The sequence below is a fragment of the Pseudomonas sp. JV245A genome, from assembly GCF_032424515.1.
Lineage (GTDB): Bacteria > Pseudomonadota > Gammaproteobacteria > Pseudomonadales > Pseudomonadaceae > Aquipseudomonas > Aquipseudomonas protegens.
Genome location: NZ_VYKE01000143.1, coordinates 1 through 13,012, shown reverse-complemented (window position 1 = coordinate 13,012; position 13,012 = coordinate 1). Strand labels below are relative to the sequence as shown.

General features: G+C 67.1%; 12 protein-coding genes. 2 read left to right on the top strand and 10 right to left on the bottom strand.

All coding sequences use genetic code 11. The features are described 5' to 3' along the window. Both F6S12_RS25795 and F6S12_RS25790 read right to left on the bottom strand, forming a co-directional pair. Positions 1-313, bottom strand: a 313-nt coding sequence (locus F6S12_RS25795; RefSeq protein WP_315869458.1) for a FecR/PupR family sigma factor regulator, incomplete at its 3' end; no start/stop codon positions are given. After that, entirely contained in the window at positions 306-818 is a 513-nt protein-coding gene (locus F6S12_RS25790; protein WP_026020027.1) for an RNA polymerase sigma factor, read from the bottom strand. The genes F6S12_RS25790 and F6S12_RS25795, both read right to left, overlap by 8 nt. 258 nt (positions 819-1,076) lie before the next feature. On the opposite strand from F6S12_RS25790, the gene F6S12_RS25785 reads away from it, so the two are divergent. Further along, on the top strand, positions 1,077-2,516 hold the full coding sequence (locus F6S12_RS25785) for a nucleobase:cation symporter-2 family protein (protein WP_011061444.1): 1,440 nt from the start codon (positions 1,077-1,079) through the stop codon (positions 2,514-2,516). Positions 2,517-2,684: 168 nt separating this feature from the next. After that, positions 2,685-3,146: an LEA type 2 family protein gene (locus F6S12_RS25780; protein ID WP_011061445.1), complete on the top strand. Its 462-nt coding sequence runs from the start codon at positions 2,685-2,687 to the stop codon at positions 3,144-3,146. On the opposite strand, the gene glsB is transcribed toward F6S12_RS25780, so the two are convergent. The 8 genes from glsB to F6S12_RS25740 form a co-directional block, all read right to left on the bottom strand. Next, positions 3,147-4,055, bottom strand: coding sequence for a glutaminase B (gene glsB / locus F6S12_RS25775; RefSeq protein ID WP_011061446.1), 909 nt, complete (start codon positions 4,053-4,055; stop codon positions 3,147-3,149). Between the two features lie 152 nt (positions 4,056-4,207). Further along, positions 4,208-5,998: an ABC transporter ATP-binding protein gene (locus F6S12_RS25770; protein WP_315869457.1), complete on the bottom strand. Its 1,791-nt coding sequence runs from the start codon at positions 5,996-5,998 to the stop codon at positions 4,208-4,210. After that, entirely contained in the window at positions 5,995-6,840 is an 846-nt protein-coding gene (locus F6S12_RS25765) for an ABC transporter permease (protein ID WP_052470412.1), read from the bottom strand. The genes F6S12_RS25770 and F6S12_RS25765 overlap by 4 nt, the downstream gene beginning before the upstream one ends. A gap of 23 nt (positions 6,841-6,863) precedes the next feature. Continuing rightward, positions 6,864-7,925, bottom strand: a complete 1,062-nt coding sequence (locus F6S12_RS25760; RefSeq protein ID WP_015635723.1) for an ABC transporter permease — start codon at positions 7,923-7,925, stop codon at positions 6,864-6,866. Further along, positions 7,918-9,489 (bottom strand): ABC transporter substrate-binding protein, encoded by a 1,572-nt coding sequence (locus F6S12_RS25755; protein WP_011061450.1) that lies wholly within the window; start codon positions 9,487-9,489, stop codon positions 7,918-7,920. Before F6S12_RS25755 ends, F6S12_RS25760 begins: the two co-directional genes overlap by 8 nt. A 10-nt stretch (positions 9,490-9,499) precedes the next feature. Beyond that, positions 9,500-10,699: an LLM class flavin-dependent oxidoreductase gene (locus F6S12_RS25750; protein WP_212805349.1), complete on the bottom strand. Its 1,200-nt coding sequence runs from the start codon at positions 10,697-10,699 to the stop codon at positions 9,500-9,502. 186 nt (positions 10,700-10,885) lie between these two features. Further along, the gene (locus F6S12_RS25745) at positions 10,886-11,617 is read right to left on the bottom strand and encodes a class II aldolase/adducin family protein (RefSeq protein ID WP_047336915.1); all 732 of its coding nucleotides are present in this window, start codon (positions 11,615-11,617) and stop codon (positions 10,886-10,888) included. 15 nt (positions 11,618-11,632) lie between these two features. Next, on the bottom strand, positions 11,633-12,688 hold the full coding sequence (locus F6S12_RS25740) for an ABC transporter substrate-binding protein (RefSeq protein ID WP_315869456.1): 1,056 nt from the start codon (positions 12,686-12,688) through the stop codon (positions 11,633-11,635). Positions 12,689-13,012 lie beyond the last annotated feature (324 nt).

Genomic DNA, 13,012 nt, shown 5'->3' with positions numbered 1-13,012 from the left:
GGCCAGCCCCCAGCGCCAGCAGCAGCGAAGCGGCCAGCGCCGGCCAGAAGCGCCGTGGCCGGCGCACCATGACGGGCGGCGCCTGGTGCTGCCGCGCGGTCTCGGTCTGCCCCAGGTCACCCCACAGTTGCTGGGCCTCGGCGGCCGCTGCGGCATGGGCCGGGCTGCGCTGGCGCCATTGCTGGAAGGCCATGCGCTGGGCCGGCGTGGCGTTGCCGGAGTGCAGCAGCACCAGCCAGTCGATGGCGGCGTCTTCGAGGCTTTCGGGGTGGTCGGTCATGGCATCGGCGGCAGGCAAGAAGGAATCATTCATGGTGGACTTTCAGCCAGTCGCGGCAATGGCGCAGGGCCTGGCCGATGTATTTTGCCACCATGCTTTCGGAAACGCCCAGGCGCAATGCGATCTGTGCCTGGGTCAGGCCTTCCAGGCGATTGAGCAGCAAGGCCTGGCGGGCGTTGTCCGAGAGTTGCGCCAGGGCCTCGTCGAGCACCGCCAGGCGCTCCTTGGCCAGCAGCACGGCTTCCGGTGCCGGGGCCGGGTCCACCGCTTCGGCGTGCTCCTGGCCGTCGGCGAGGTTGGCCGCCAGGCGCTGCTCGCGGCGCAGGGTGTCGATGGCCAGGTTGCCGGCCACACGGAAAATGAAACCGCGGTCGTTGTGCACCTCCACCGTCTGCGGATCGACCTTGAGCAACTTGAGGTAGGTCTCCTGGGCCACATCCGCCGCCCGTTGGCGATCGCTCATGCGCCGGGTGAGAAACTTCAGCAGGTCGTCGTAATGCTCTTGAAAGCTGCGCAGCAGGCTGGGGGTCGGCAGCATCGGGGGGCGGTCCGCAGATCGGGGAGGCGGATTATTCCATAAAGGCAAATGAGAAACAGTATCTTTCGTATCCTTTCCAACTTGGCTTTTTCCGCCTGTTTGCCCTTCTGGCTGCGGCGCCTTTCTGGCATCCTGCGCCTCCTTTTTTCTGACCGGGTGCGCACGTCTTGTCCATGACATGGCGTTGCGGCCCAAGTCCCGTCCACTTTCCGACGTGTGCCCCCGTAGTTTTCACACGTCACTGGCAGGCCTTTTCCCATGACCGCACCCGACCGCTCCCCTCCCCGCTACAAGTCAGACCTGATCTACGGCCTCAACGACCGTCCGCATTTCAGCGCGGCGATCTTCGCCGCCCTGCAGCATGTGCTGGCCAGTTTCGTCGGCATCATCAGCCCGACCCTGATCTTCGGCGGGGTCCTGGGGCTGGAAAGCGAGCTGCCGTACCTGATCAGCATGGCGCTGTTCGTCTCTGGTCTGGGCACCTTCGTCCAGGCCCGGCGCCTGGGGCCCATCGGTTCCGGCCTGCTGTGCGTGCAAGGCACCAGCTTTTCCTTTATCAGCGTGCTGCTCAGTGCCGGCTTCATGGTCAAGGGCCGGGGCGGCGACACCAACGAAATCCTCTCCACCATCTTCGGCATCTGCTTTGTCGCAGCCTTTATCGAGATGTTCCTCAGCCAGTTCATCGGCAAGTTGCGCAAGCTGATCACCCCGGTGGTGACCGGCACCATCATCACCCTGATGGGCCTGTCGCTGATCAAGGTGGCGGTCACCGACATGGCCGGCGGCTACGGTGCCAGTGACCTGGGCGCGGCGAGCAACCTGGGGCTGGCGGCGCTGGTGCTGCTGACCATCGTGGTGCTCAACCGCTTCAACCACCCGATGCTGCGCCTGGGCTCCATCGTCATCGGCCTGACCCTGGGTTTCGTGGTGGCCTGGATGCTCGGCCGGGTGGACATGGCGGCCATGCCCGAGGTGCCCCTGGTGAGCGTGCCGGTGCCGTTCAAGTACGGCTTCTCCTTCGACCTGATCGCCTTCATTCCCCTGGCGGTGATCTTCCTGATTTCCCCCCTGGAAGCAGCCGGCGACCTGACGGCCAACTCGATGATTTCCCAGCAGCCGGTCAAGGGCCCGCTGTACATCAAGCGCATCAAGTCCGGGCTGCTGGCGGACGGTTTCAACTCGGCGGTGGCAGCGGTGTTCAACAGCCTGCCGATGGTCACCTTTGCCCAGAACAACGGGGTCATCCAGCTGACCGGCGTGGCCAGCCGATACGTGGCCTACTTCATTGCCGGGCTGCTGGTGCTGCTGGGCCTGTTCCCGGTGATCGGCGCGGTGCTGCAACTGATGCCCAAGCCGGTACTGGGCGGCGCCACCCTGATCATGTTCGGCACCGTGGCCGTGGCCGGGATCAAGATCCTCGCCGAGGCCGGGCTGCACCGGCGCAACGTGCTGATCGTGGCCATCTCCCTGGGCATGGGCCTGGGCGTGGCGGCGGTGCCGGAAGTGCTGCGCGAGCTGCCCAAGGCGCTGCACAACATCTTCGAGTCGCCGATTACCGTGGGCGCCTTCTGCGCGATCTTCCTGAACATCTTCCTGCCGGAGGAATTCCTTGAGCTGGAAGAAGACGAGTTCGATCCGGAAGCGGCGACCCTCAAGGTCATGCAAGACCCGGACATGAGCGGCAAAGCGAACTCCTGAGGCTCGCAGGCGTCTATGCTGCGAGCGCTGGTGATGGGCCCTCGGCCGTGGAAGGCTGGCCGGGGGTTTGCCAGGCAAGGCCCTGCGGGCCTTGTCGTAGCCTCGCAGGCTCGGCAGCGGCTACAAGGTGCTGGCCAGCCATTCATTTCCATTGCCGACAGGTATTCCATGCGTAGATTGATCGCCTTGACCCTGGTACTGCTCAGCCTGAGCGCTTGTGCGCTGTTGCCCAATCGCGATCCACTGGCGATCAATGTGGTGGGCATCGAGCCACTGCCGAGCCAGGATCTGGAAATGCGTTTCGCGGTGAAACTGCGTCTGCAGAACCCCAACGAAAGCCCCATCGACTACAACGGCGTGGCCCTGGACCTGGAAGTCAACGGCCGCCCCCTGGCCTCCGGGGTCAGCGACCAGCAGGGGCATATCGGCCGCTACTCGGAAGACATCCTGGTGATCCCGGTCAGCGTCTCGGCCTTCTCGGTGCTGCGCCAGACCCTGGGCCTGAGCCAGACCCAAAGCCTGGACAACCTGCCCTACGTGCTGCGCGGCAAGCTTGCCGGCGGGCTGTTCGGCACCCAGCGCTTCATCGATCGCGGGCAGCTCAGCCTGAGCAACCCCGGCGCCTGGTAACTAGAACACCGACCAGCCGATACGCTGGCTGAGCAGTTCCAGGGCCGCCATGCCCACCAGCGAGTTGCCGGCGCTGTTGAGCTCCGGCGACCAGACGCAGACCGTGAACTGCCCCGGCACCACCGCCACAATTCCCCCGCCCACCCCACTCTTGCCCGGCAGGCCGACCCGATAGGCGAAGTTGCCGGCCTCGTCGTACAGGCCGCTGGTGGCCATGATCGAGTTGACCTGCTGGGTCTGGCGCCGGGTGAGAATCTGCTCCCCGCTGTGCTTGCAGAAGCCGTCGTTGGCCAGGAAACAGAAGGCCCGGGCCAGATCCACGCAGCTCATGCGCAAGGCGCAGTGGCTGAAGTAACTGCGCAGCACCGCCTCCACATCATTGTGAAAGTTGCCGAAGGACTGCATCAGGTAGGCCATGGCCGCGTTGCGGGCGCGGTGCTGGTACTCCGACTCGGCCACCCGACCGTCCACCATCACCTGCAGGTTGCCCGACAGGCGCCGGACAAAGTCGCGCATGGACAAGGCCGGCGCGGCAAAGCGCGACTGGTTGATGTCGCAGATCACCAGGGCCCCGGCATTGATGAAGGGGTTGCGCGGCCGGCCACGCTCGAATTCCAGTTGCACCAGGGAATTGAACGGCTGCCCCGAGGGCTCGTGGCCCAGGCGCTCCCAGATCGCCTCGCCGGAATGACCGATGGCCTGCACCAGGCTGAAGACCTTGGAAATGCTCTGCACCGAGAACGGCGTATCGGCGTCACCGGCGCTGAACACCTGGCCGTCGTTGCCATACACGGCAATGCCCAACTGATTGGCCGGCACATCCGCCAGGGCCGGAATGTAATTGGCCACCTGGCCTTGGCCGATCAGGGGGCGGACTTCATCGAGAATCTGGTTCAACAGGTCTTGCATGTTCTGGCTCATTACCGATACGACTGCGGGGCTATGGCAGCTAGACGCACGCCAGGGCCGGCGCAGCACAGTCCACCGGCAAATGCCCCACAACCCAAGCCCCTGCAGGAGCTGGCTTGCCAGCGAAGGCGGTGCAAGGGTTTCTGAAGATGTCACCCAAGCCGTGGCGAATTCTCCAGCAGGGTCCGGGTGTAGATGTGCTCGGGTCGGTCCAGCACGGCGTCCACTGCGCCCTGCTCCACCACCCGTCCCTGCTTGAGCACCAGCACCCGGTCGGCAATGGCCCGTACCACGCCCAGGTCATGGGTGACGAACAGCAGGGTCAGGCCTTCGTCTTGCAACTGGCGCAGGAGCGCGAGGATCGAGGCCTGTACCGAGACGTCCAGGGCCGAGGTGACTTCATCGCAGATCAGCAGTTTGGGTTCGCACACCAGGGCCCGGGCAATCGCCACCCGCTGTCGTTCGCCCCCGGACAGGCTGTGGGGATAGTGGTCCGCCAGGGCCGGCGACAGCGACACCCGTTGCAGCACCGCATGGACCCGCGCCCTGGCCTCGGCCCCCCGGATGCCGAAAAAGTGCTCCAGGGGTGCGCTCAGGGTCTGGTACAGGGTGTGCCGCGGGTTCAGCGCCCGATAGGGGTTCTGGAAAATGTACTGGATCTGGTGCCGCAGCCCTTTGCTCCGCTGCCGGGCCGACAGGCTCAGAGGCTGGCCGGCATACCGCACCCGGCCTTCGGCGTGCTCGCCAAGCCCGGCCAGGGCCCGGGCCAGGCTGGTCTTGCCGGAGCCGGACTCGCCCACCAGCGCCAGGCACTCCCCCGCCACCACTTGCAGGCTGACGTCGAACAGCACCTGGCGGTCATAGGCCAGGTTCAGGCCCTGGACCTCCAGCAGCGGCCGTCGTTCGCTGCCGGACACAGCCGCTTGCACCGCCACCACGGGCGCCGGCATGGGCAACGCCTGCCGATAAGGGTCGATACAGGCCACCTGGACATCAGTTGCAAGCCCTTGCAGCAACGGCTCGCCCGCTGTGCATTGGGCACGCTGGCGCGGGCACCGGGGCGCGAAGGCACACCCCGCCGGCCGCTGCCCCGGCGCCGGGGCCTGCCCAGGTATCGCCAGCAGGGGCCGGCGCTGGCCGACATCGGGAATCGCCGCCAGCAGGCCCCGGGTATAGGGGTGGGCCGGCTGGCGAAACAGCGCCTCGCGGGAGGCGCTTTCGACGATCCGCCCGGCGTACATCACCAGCACCCGGTCCACCAGGTCCTTGATCACGGCCAGGTCGTGGGACACATAGATCGCCGCCACACCCAGGCTTTTGCACAGGTGGCGCAAGGTGCCGAGGATGTGCGCCTGGGTGGTCACATCCAGGGCCGTGGTGGGCTCATCGAGCACGATCAGCCGGGGCCGCAGGACAAAGGCCAGGGCCAGCATCACCCGCTGCTGCTGGCCGCCGGACAGCTGATGGGGAAAGCGCCGCAGGAACTCGCGATCCGCCGGCAAGCCCACATCCTTGAGGGTGTCGCGGATCCGCTGCTGCCGCCCGTGGCGGTCCAGGTGCGATGGATGCACCGCCAGGGTTTCCTCCAGCAGGTCGGCAATGCGCAGCGCCGGGTTCAGGGCGGTGGCCGGGTCCTGGGCCACATAGCCGATCAGGCCGCCCCGGGCCCGGCGCAGGTTCTGCGCCGAGAGGTCCAGCAACGACTGCCCGGCCACCTCGACCCGCCCTTCGACAATCCGCGCGCCCCGCCGGGCATGGGCCAGCAGGGCCGTGGCCAGGGTGGTCTTGCCCGAGCCCGACTCCCCCACCAGGCCAAGAATTTCCCCCGCGGCCAGGCTGAAGCCGACTCCGGACAACACCTCCACGCCACCCGCCAGCTCCACCCGCAATCCCTCAACCTGCAGCACCCGGGCCTCTCGGGTCACTTCCACCACGGCGTTCATGGGCCTTTCTCCCCGATCCGCGCCTGACTGCGGCCGATGCCCTCGGCGAGGATGTTGGTGCCGTAGGCGAACACCCCGATCAGCAGCGCCGGGGCCAGCACCGCCCAGGGCTGGACCAGCAGCCCGGCCTGGTTCTCGTTGATCATCAGCCCCCAGTCGGCGGCCGGCGGCGCCACCCCATAGCCGAGGAAGCTCAGCCCCGACAGCATGCCCACGCCCCAGGTCAGCATGTTGCCGAAGTGCACCAGCAGCGGCGTGAGGATGTTCGGCAGGATTTCCCCAGAGAGGATCCGCCAGCGCGAATAGCCCATCATCTGCGCGGCCTCGACGAACTCCTGCCCCGCCACCGCCACCGCGCTGCCCCGGGCCAGGCGCACCACCCCGGGGGTGAAGGCGATGGCCACGGTGAGCACGATCAACCAGGGCGCGCGCCCCAGCATCGAAACGATCAGCAGCACCAGGATCAGGTCGGGAAAGGCCAGGGAAACATCCGCCAGCCAACTGATCAACGTGTCCAGCCGGCGCCGCGAAAGGCCGGCCAGCAACCCCAGGGCGCTGCCCACCAGCAGGGCGATGGAGGCCGCCGCGAGGGACATCCACAACACCGACAGGCCCCCGCTGAGCAACCGCGAAAGCACGTCGTGGCCAAGAAAGTCATGGCCGAGCCAGGCGCCGGCAGCGGGCGCGCCGTATACCGGGCCCAGCATGTCGGTGCTGCCATGGGGCGCCAGCCAGGGCCCGAACAGCGCCAGCAGGACCACCAGCAAGGTGATGAATGCGCCCTTGCGGGTTTGCGGTTCGCCCAGCCACAGGCGCCAGCGGGAAATGCGTAAGTCGTTCATGGATAGGTTCTCATGCCGCAGGTTCAGGGAGCCTTGGGCGCCGAGCGGCGCCACCAGGGCTGGAGGCCTCGTCGGTTGCGGCGGATCAGGCCGGCCCGCCGCGCCGTACGCAACTTGGGGGTCAGCAGCACCGTGGCCAGGTCTGCCAACAGGTTGATCAGCACCACCCCCAGGGTGATCACCAGCACGATGGCCTGGATCATCGGCAGATCGCGCATCTGGATCGCCGAGTTGAGGGCGGTGCCGATCCCCGGATAGCTGAACACCACTTCCGCCAGCAGGGCCCCGCCGATCAGGGTGCGCAGGGTCAGGGCCAGCCCCTGCACCGCCGGCACCAGGGCATTGGCCAGGGTGTGGCGCCAGACGATGCGCCACTCAGGGATGCCCCGCAGCCTCGCGGCGATCACATAGTCCGATTCCAGGGCCTCGATCATTGCCGCGCGCACCATGCGCGTCAGGTAGGGCAAGGCCGACAGGCTCAAGGCCAGCACCGGCAGTACCAGGAATTGCAGCTGGCGCCACAGTGCCAACTGGGGGTCGAGGATCGACACCGCCGGCAGCAGGTCCATGTGGGGCATGGAAAACAGCAGCACCAGGCCAATGGCCAGAAGAAAACCCGGGGTAGCCTTGAGGAAGATCAGCAACGACAGGCTCCAGCGGTCCAGGCGGCTGTCACGACGCAGGGCCAGGGTCACCCCCAGCAGCAGCGCCGCGGGCACCACCAGCGCGATGACCCCGGCCAGCAACGCCAGGGTGTAGCCCAGGCGCGCGAAGAGGACGTCGGCCACAGGCGCGCTGGAATCCAGGGACTGCCCCAGATCGCCTTCCAGGGTCTGGCCCAGCCAGTGCAGGTACTGCTCCAGCAGGGGCCGGTCCAGCCCCAGTTGCCGTTGCAGGGTGAGGATGCTTTCCAGGGGCGCATCGGGGCCAAGGATCACCCGCGCCGGGTCCGAGGGCAGCGCCTGGGTGGCGATGAACACCACCAGGCTGATGACCCAGGCCGTGAGCAGGCCGTAGCCCAGGCGGCCGACGAACCAGGACAGCCAGGCCGGGGTACGGGGCGTGTTGCGGCAGGTGTCAGGCATGGTTCAACCACATTTCGTCAAAGCGCCAGGAGGCGAAGGTCGTCTGTTCCGGCACCAGCCCGCCAACCCGCACCGAGGCCGCGTCCAGCACATCGTTGAAGCCCCAGATCAGCAGCCCGCCGCGCTGGTGCTGGATGGCCTGGGCTTCGTGCACCCATTGCCGGCGCAGTTGCAGATCGGGCTGGGCCAGGGCCTGCTGGTACAGCTGGGTGAATCGCGGGTCGTGAAAGTTGCTGCGGTTGTAGATGGCCTGGGGGGCGTCGTTGTGCAGCGCCGAGGCAAGAAAGCCCCGGGCCGGCGTGGCCCCGGGCGACAGCAGCCACTGTTCGCGCTGGGGGCCGTTGAACACCGAAGCGTCAACCTGGGTCACCTTGACCTCGACCCCGGCCCTCTTCGCCTGCTGGGCGAACACCAGCGCCGCGTTCACCCCCGGGCCCGGGGTGGTGGTCAGCTCCACCCGCAGGTCGCTCTGCCCGGCCTGACGCAACAGCGCACGGGCCTGTTCCAGGTCATGGGGCCGCTGGGCAATGCCGTGGTTGTAGGTGGGGTCGTGGGGCGAATACAGGTCATTGGCGACTCGGCCGAAACCATTGAGCCCACGGTCCACCAGCTCCTGGCGGTCGGCCAGCAGGCGGAATGCCTGGCGCACCCGCACATCCTGGAACGGCGCCTTGGCCAGATTGAGGTTGAAGCCGGTGAAAGAAGTACTCGGCGAGGCGTAGAAGCGCAGCCGCGGATCGGCCTTGAGCAGCGCGCTGTGCTCGGCCTGTACGCCGCTGGCCACGTCGATCTGCCCGGCCCGCAGCGCCGCCGCCCGCGACACCTGGTCCTTGAACTCGATGATTTCCAGTTCGTCGGCGTAGGGCTGGCCGGGCTTGTAGTAGTTCTCGAAACGGCTGTACAGCGAGCGCTGGCCGGGAATGAAGCGCTTGAGCCGGTAGGGGCCGGCGCCCACCGGGTTGGTCTGCGGGTGGTAGTCGGTGGGCACTATGGCACCGAAGCTGATCAGGGTTTCGTCCAGGGGAAAGAAGCTCTGGCCCTGCTTGAAGCGGATTTCGATGGTGCGCTGATCGAGCTTGCGCAGGGCCTGGCGATCGATGGCCCCCACCAGCCCGGCAAAGGGCGAAGCCAGTTGCGGGTCGGTCAGGCGCAGGATGGAAAACAGCATGTCGTCGGCGCCGATGCTCTTGCCGTGGTGGAACTCCAGCCCCGGCTTGATGCGAATGGTCCAGACGCTGGCGTCGGCATTGGGCTCGGCGAACTCCGCCAGGGCCAGCCGGGTACTGACGTCCGGGTTCCATTCCCAGAACTTGCTGTACAGCGCCCAGCCGCGAATGATCCCGCCGCCCACCGGTTTGTGGGCGTCGAGATTGCCGGACTGGTCGCCATCGATGATCCCCACCCGCAGGCGCCCGCCGCGCACCGGGGTGCCGGGCAGCAGCGGCGCGGCACCGGGCGCCGCACCGTTGTCACAGCCGCTGAGCAGGCTGCTGCCCAGCAACAGGCCGCCACCGGCGGCCAGGGAATGGCCGAGGAATACCCGGCGGGAAAATGCCTCGCTCATGGCTCGCTCCTCAGGCCTGCTCGGTGGCCTTGGCCGGTTGCCTGGCCACAAGCGTGGCGCCCAGGCGCGGCACCTCGAAACCGTGGTCCAGGTCCAGCAGCGGGAACAGCAGGTCGGCCACCCGGTGGGCCTCGTCGATCAGCGGAAAGCCCGAAAGGATGAAGGCCGAAGTGCCCTGCTCTTCGTATTCACGAATGCGCTCGGCCACTTGCCGCGCGCTGCCCACCAGGTAGGTGCCGGCGGCGGGCCCGAGAATGTTGAAGCCGAACAGGCTCGGGCCGAGCCAGACATTGGGGTAGATCTCCAGGTCCCGGGCCTTGGGCAGGCGGCCGGCGCGGATCGCCTCGACATTGCGCTGGATCTGCGGGTCGTCGCTGTGGAAGCTGTCCAGGGTTTCCCCCGGCGGCAACTGGCGTTCGATGGAAGCCCGGGCGGTCTGCAGCGAGGTGCGCTGCAGCAGTTTCTCGGCGTGGGCCCAGGCCTCCTCCTCGGTTTCCCGGACGATGATCTGCAGGCGCGTACCGAAGCTCAGCTCACGGCCGATCTTCGCCGCCTCGGCGGCCACCTTGCGGAATTTCTCGCCGAGTTTCGGCGGCGTGTCGGCAAAGCTCAGGTACACATCCAGCAACTGCACCGAATGGGCCACTCCCGGGCCGGAGGTGCCGGCGCCCCACAGCGGGATGCCGGGGCGTTGCTTCGGCGCGTGCCAGCCGCCCAGGGGATGGCCGGCCGCGGCCGGCGAGCGCGGCGCCAGCTTGACGTAGCGGCCGTCGTAGCCGTCGGTGTCCCCGGCATAGAAGCCCTGGAACGCCCGCCAGTACTCCAGGCTGAAGTCATAGCGCTCATCGTGGGGATAGTGCACCCCCAGGGTGGCCAGCCCGGCGTCACTGCCGTTGACCACGTTGAACAGCAGGCGGCCGTTGGAGAACTGATCGAAGGTCAGCGCCCATTTGGCCAGCACCGCCGGCGACAACTCCCCCGGGTGCTGTGCCACCAAAAAGCGCAAGCGCTGGGTGGCATCGATCAGCGCCGCCGAGACCGCCAGGCTTTCATTGGGGCTCGAACCCAGCAGCGAACCGTAGTAGCCCAGGCGATCGCTGGCCACCGCCAGTTGCTTGAGGTGCTGGAAATCGGTGTTCCAGCGCCCTTCCGGCTCCCAGGGATAGGGGCCGTCGGGGGTGGTGAGGTACCAGAGAATCTTGACTGCCATGTAGCTGTTCCTTGAATGATTGAAGCCTGTGCAGCCATCGCTGCCCCGCCCACCGCCCACCCCCACCGCGTAGGAGCCGGCTTGCTGGCGAAGAGGCCCTCAAGCCTTGTATCGCCCTTGCGGGCGCTTTCGCTGGCAAGCCAGCTCCTACAACAGCTCCGATAGCCGCAGCCAGGGGGCGGCAGGTCAGCTGCGGCGGTCGATGGCGGGCACCAGGCCCAGTTCCGTGGCGCGCTCGTACAGGCCGCTCATCTTCCATTGCTGGGTCAGTACGCCTGGGCCATAAGGGCGGGAGCCACCCAGGGCGTCGGCCAGCAGTTGCAGTTGCGCGCCCTCTTCCAGCAACAGGATGAATTCCGCCGTGGCCCGCAGGCCCTGCTTGCCCCATACCGTGGAGCCGCCGTTGGCTTCGAGAATCGCCAGGTTGAAGGGGTTCTGGGCAATGCTGTCGAGGATGAAGTCCACCTCGGGCTGGCGCCGGTCGATGTACACCGGCAGCTCCCGGGCCAGCTGGTAGCGCTGCACCGGCACATAGTGGAACGGCAGCGTGCGGTGGGTCTGGGCCCAGGCGCCCAGGTACGGCGAGTGCACATGGGACACGGTGGTGATGTCGGCATGCTGCTGGAACAGCTTGGTATAGCGTCCCAGGCCGCCCTTGCCCTGGCCGAGGATGACCTTGCCGGCAAAGTCGGTGACCGTGGCCTGCAACGGTTTGCGGTAGTTCCACGGGCCGCCGTAGTTCACCGAGACCAGCAGTTCCTGGCCCGGTACCCGCTCGATGAAGCCCACGGTGCCGTTGGCGGTGATGGTCTGGGTTTCGCGGAACACGGTGAACGCCTGTTCGGCCTCCAGCAGCACCTGATCGATGAAGGCCTGCAGTTCCTGGGTAATGGGTTGTTCGTTGATCAATACGGTCATGGCAATTCTCCGGGTTCAGGCGCGGCGCTGGGCCAGCAGTTCATGGGCGGCGTGCAAGGGACGTGGGTCGACCCAGTCGGCAATGGCGAAATCCCGTTCCAGGAAGCCATGGCGATAGAGGAAGTTTTTCTGGATATCGAGGAACTCCAGGCGCTGCGGCGACAGGTCGGGCGCCAGGGTGGTGTGGAAATCGCCGCGGTAGGCCTCATTCACCCCGGCACTGCCGGCCCGGGTTTCCTCTTCCAGGATGGCGTTCAGGGCCGGCCGGTTGTGGGCCGCCCAGTCGGCGGCGCGCAGGGTCTGGGCGAGAAAGCGCACCACCAGGTCGAAGTGATTGTCCAAGAGGCTCTGGTGCACGGTGATCGGCCGTGGCGTGCCGTTGTTGATGCGGTAGCGCGGCTCGGCGATCAGGTCCAGGTCGATGCCCACCACCAGCCCCAGGCGCCGCGCGGCATCGGCGGCGGCAGCCCCCTTGACGTAGACCGCGTCCACCTCGCCGCGCACCAGGTAGTCCAGGCCGGACCACAGGCGCTGCAAACCTTCCTGGGGCGTCGCCGCACGCTCCTGGTCCTGCAGCGCCACTTCCACCAGCTCGACATCGTCGAAACCCAGGCCCGCCAGGCTCAGGGCGCCTTTGTAGCCGTGCAGGCTCATGGCCCGGGCGATGCTGCCCGGGCGGTTTTCGCCCCAGGCCGGCAGCGCCAGGCGCTTGCCCTTGAGGTGCTCGGGGCGGCTGATGCCGGAATCCGGGCGCACCAGCAAGGTTTGCCATTCCTCGATCCAGGTCAGGCCGATCAGCCGGCTGGGGGAACCGGCGGCGCGGGCAGCCAGGGCCGGCACGTTGCCGCCCTCGCGAAACAGCCCGGGCAATTGGTGATCGTAATGGTGATGGCCCAGTTGCCGGGCTTCCTGCAGGGTCGCGACCGGCAGGCCGTCGGCGGCAAACTCCTCGTTGAGCCAGCCCAGCTTGTAGGCGATCCCGGAAGCCGTGGGCACCGGGCAGCGGGTGAACCAGATCTGCTCCAGTTCAGGCTGGGCAGCGGACGTGGGCAATGTGGCGGCAAGCGTCATGAACGAGTTCCTGTGCAATGGCTGTTGCCAGGGCTATTGCAGCGCCCGTGCCAACCGGGCAAAGCCCCGGATTACGGGGTCTGGGCCGCTGCCCGCGAAACCGGCACCTCGCCGACTGCTGCCCGACCAGCAGCATTGCGCGGCGACTGCTGCTGTCGGAGCAACGGGCCGACGAGCATTGCTGCTGGAGCAGCAGCAGGCGTTTTGGCACCCATTGCGCACCCGCCCGCCAGCCTTGTCGCACAAGGCCTGCAACGGATTTTCAGCACACTGAAAAGGCCCTGGCGCAGAACTTGCTCAAGCCTCCTCAAACCCAGCCCTTTT

What these genes read in the sequence shown, in the direction of transcription:
- F6S12_RS25745 (WP_047336915.1), bottom strand. Translation starts at nt 11,617, where the DNA reads ATGACCGTATTGATCAACGAACAACCCATTACCCAGGAACTGCAGGCC.
- F6S12_RS25765 (WP_052470412.1), bottom strand. Translation starts at nt 6,840, where the DNA reads ATGAACGACTTACGCATTTCCCGCTGGCGCCTGTGGCTGGGCGAACCG.
- F6S12_RS25755 (WP_011061450.1), bottom strand. Translation starts at nt 9,489, where the DNA reads ATGAGCGAGGCATTTTCCCGCCGGGTATTCCTCGGCCATTCCCTGGCC.
- F6S12_RS25750 (WP_212805349.1), bottom strand. Translation starts at nt 10,699, where the DNA reads ATGGCAGTCAAGATTCTCTGGTACCTCACCACCCCCGACGGCCCCTAT.
- F6S12_RS25790 (WP_026020027.1), bottom strand. Translation starts at nt 818, where the DNA reads ATGCTGCCGACCCCCAGCCTGCTGCGCAGCTTTCAAGAGCATTACGAC.
- glsB (WP_011061446.1), bottom strand. Translation starts at nt 4,055, where the DNA reads ATGCAAGACCTGTTGAACCAGATTCTCGATGAAGTCCGCCCCCTGATC.
- F6S12_RS25785 (WP_011061444.1), top strand. Translation starts at nt 1,077, where the DNA reads ATGACCGCACCCGACCGCTCCCCTCCCCGCTACAAGTCAGACCTGATC.
- F6S12_RS25760 (WP_015635723.1), bottom strand. Translation starts at nt 7,925, where the DNA reads ATGCCTGACACCTGCCGCAACACGCCCCGTACCCCGGCCTGGCTGTCC.
- F6S12_RS25770 (WP_315869457.1), bottom strand. Translation starts at nt 5,998, where the DNA reads ATGAACGCCGTGGTGGAAGTGACCCGAGAGGCCCGGGTGCTGCAGGTT.
- F6S12_RS25740 (WP_315869456.1), bottom strand. Translation starts at nt 12,688, where the DNA reads ATGACGCTTGCCGCCACATTGCCCACGTCCGCTGCCCAGCCTGAACTG.
- F6S12_RS25780 (WP_011061445.1), top strand. Translation starts at nt 2,685, where the DNA reads ATGCGTAGATTGATCGCCTTGACCCTGGTACTGCTCAGCCTGAGCGCT.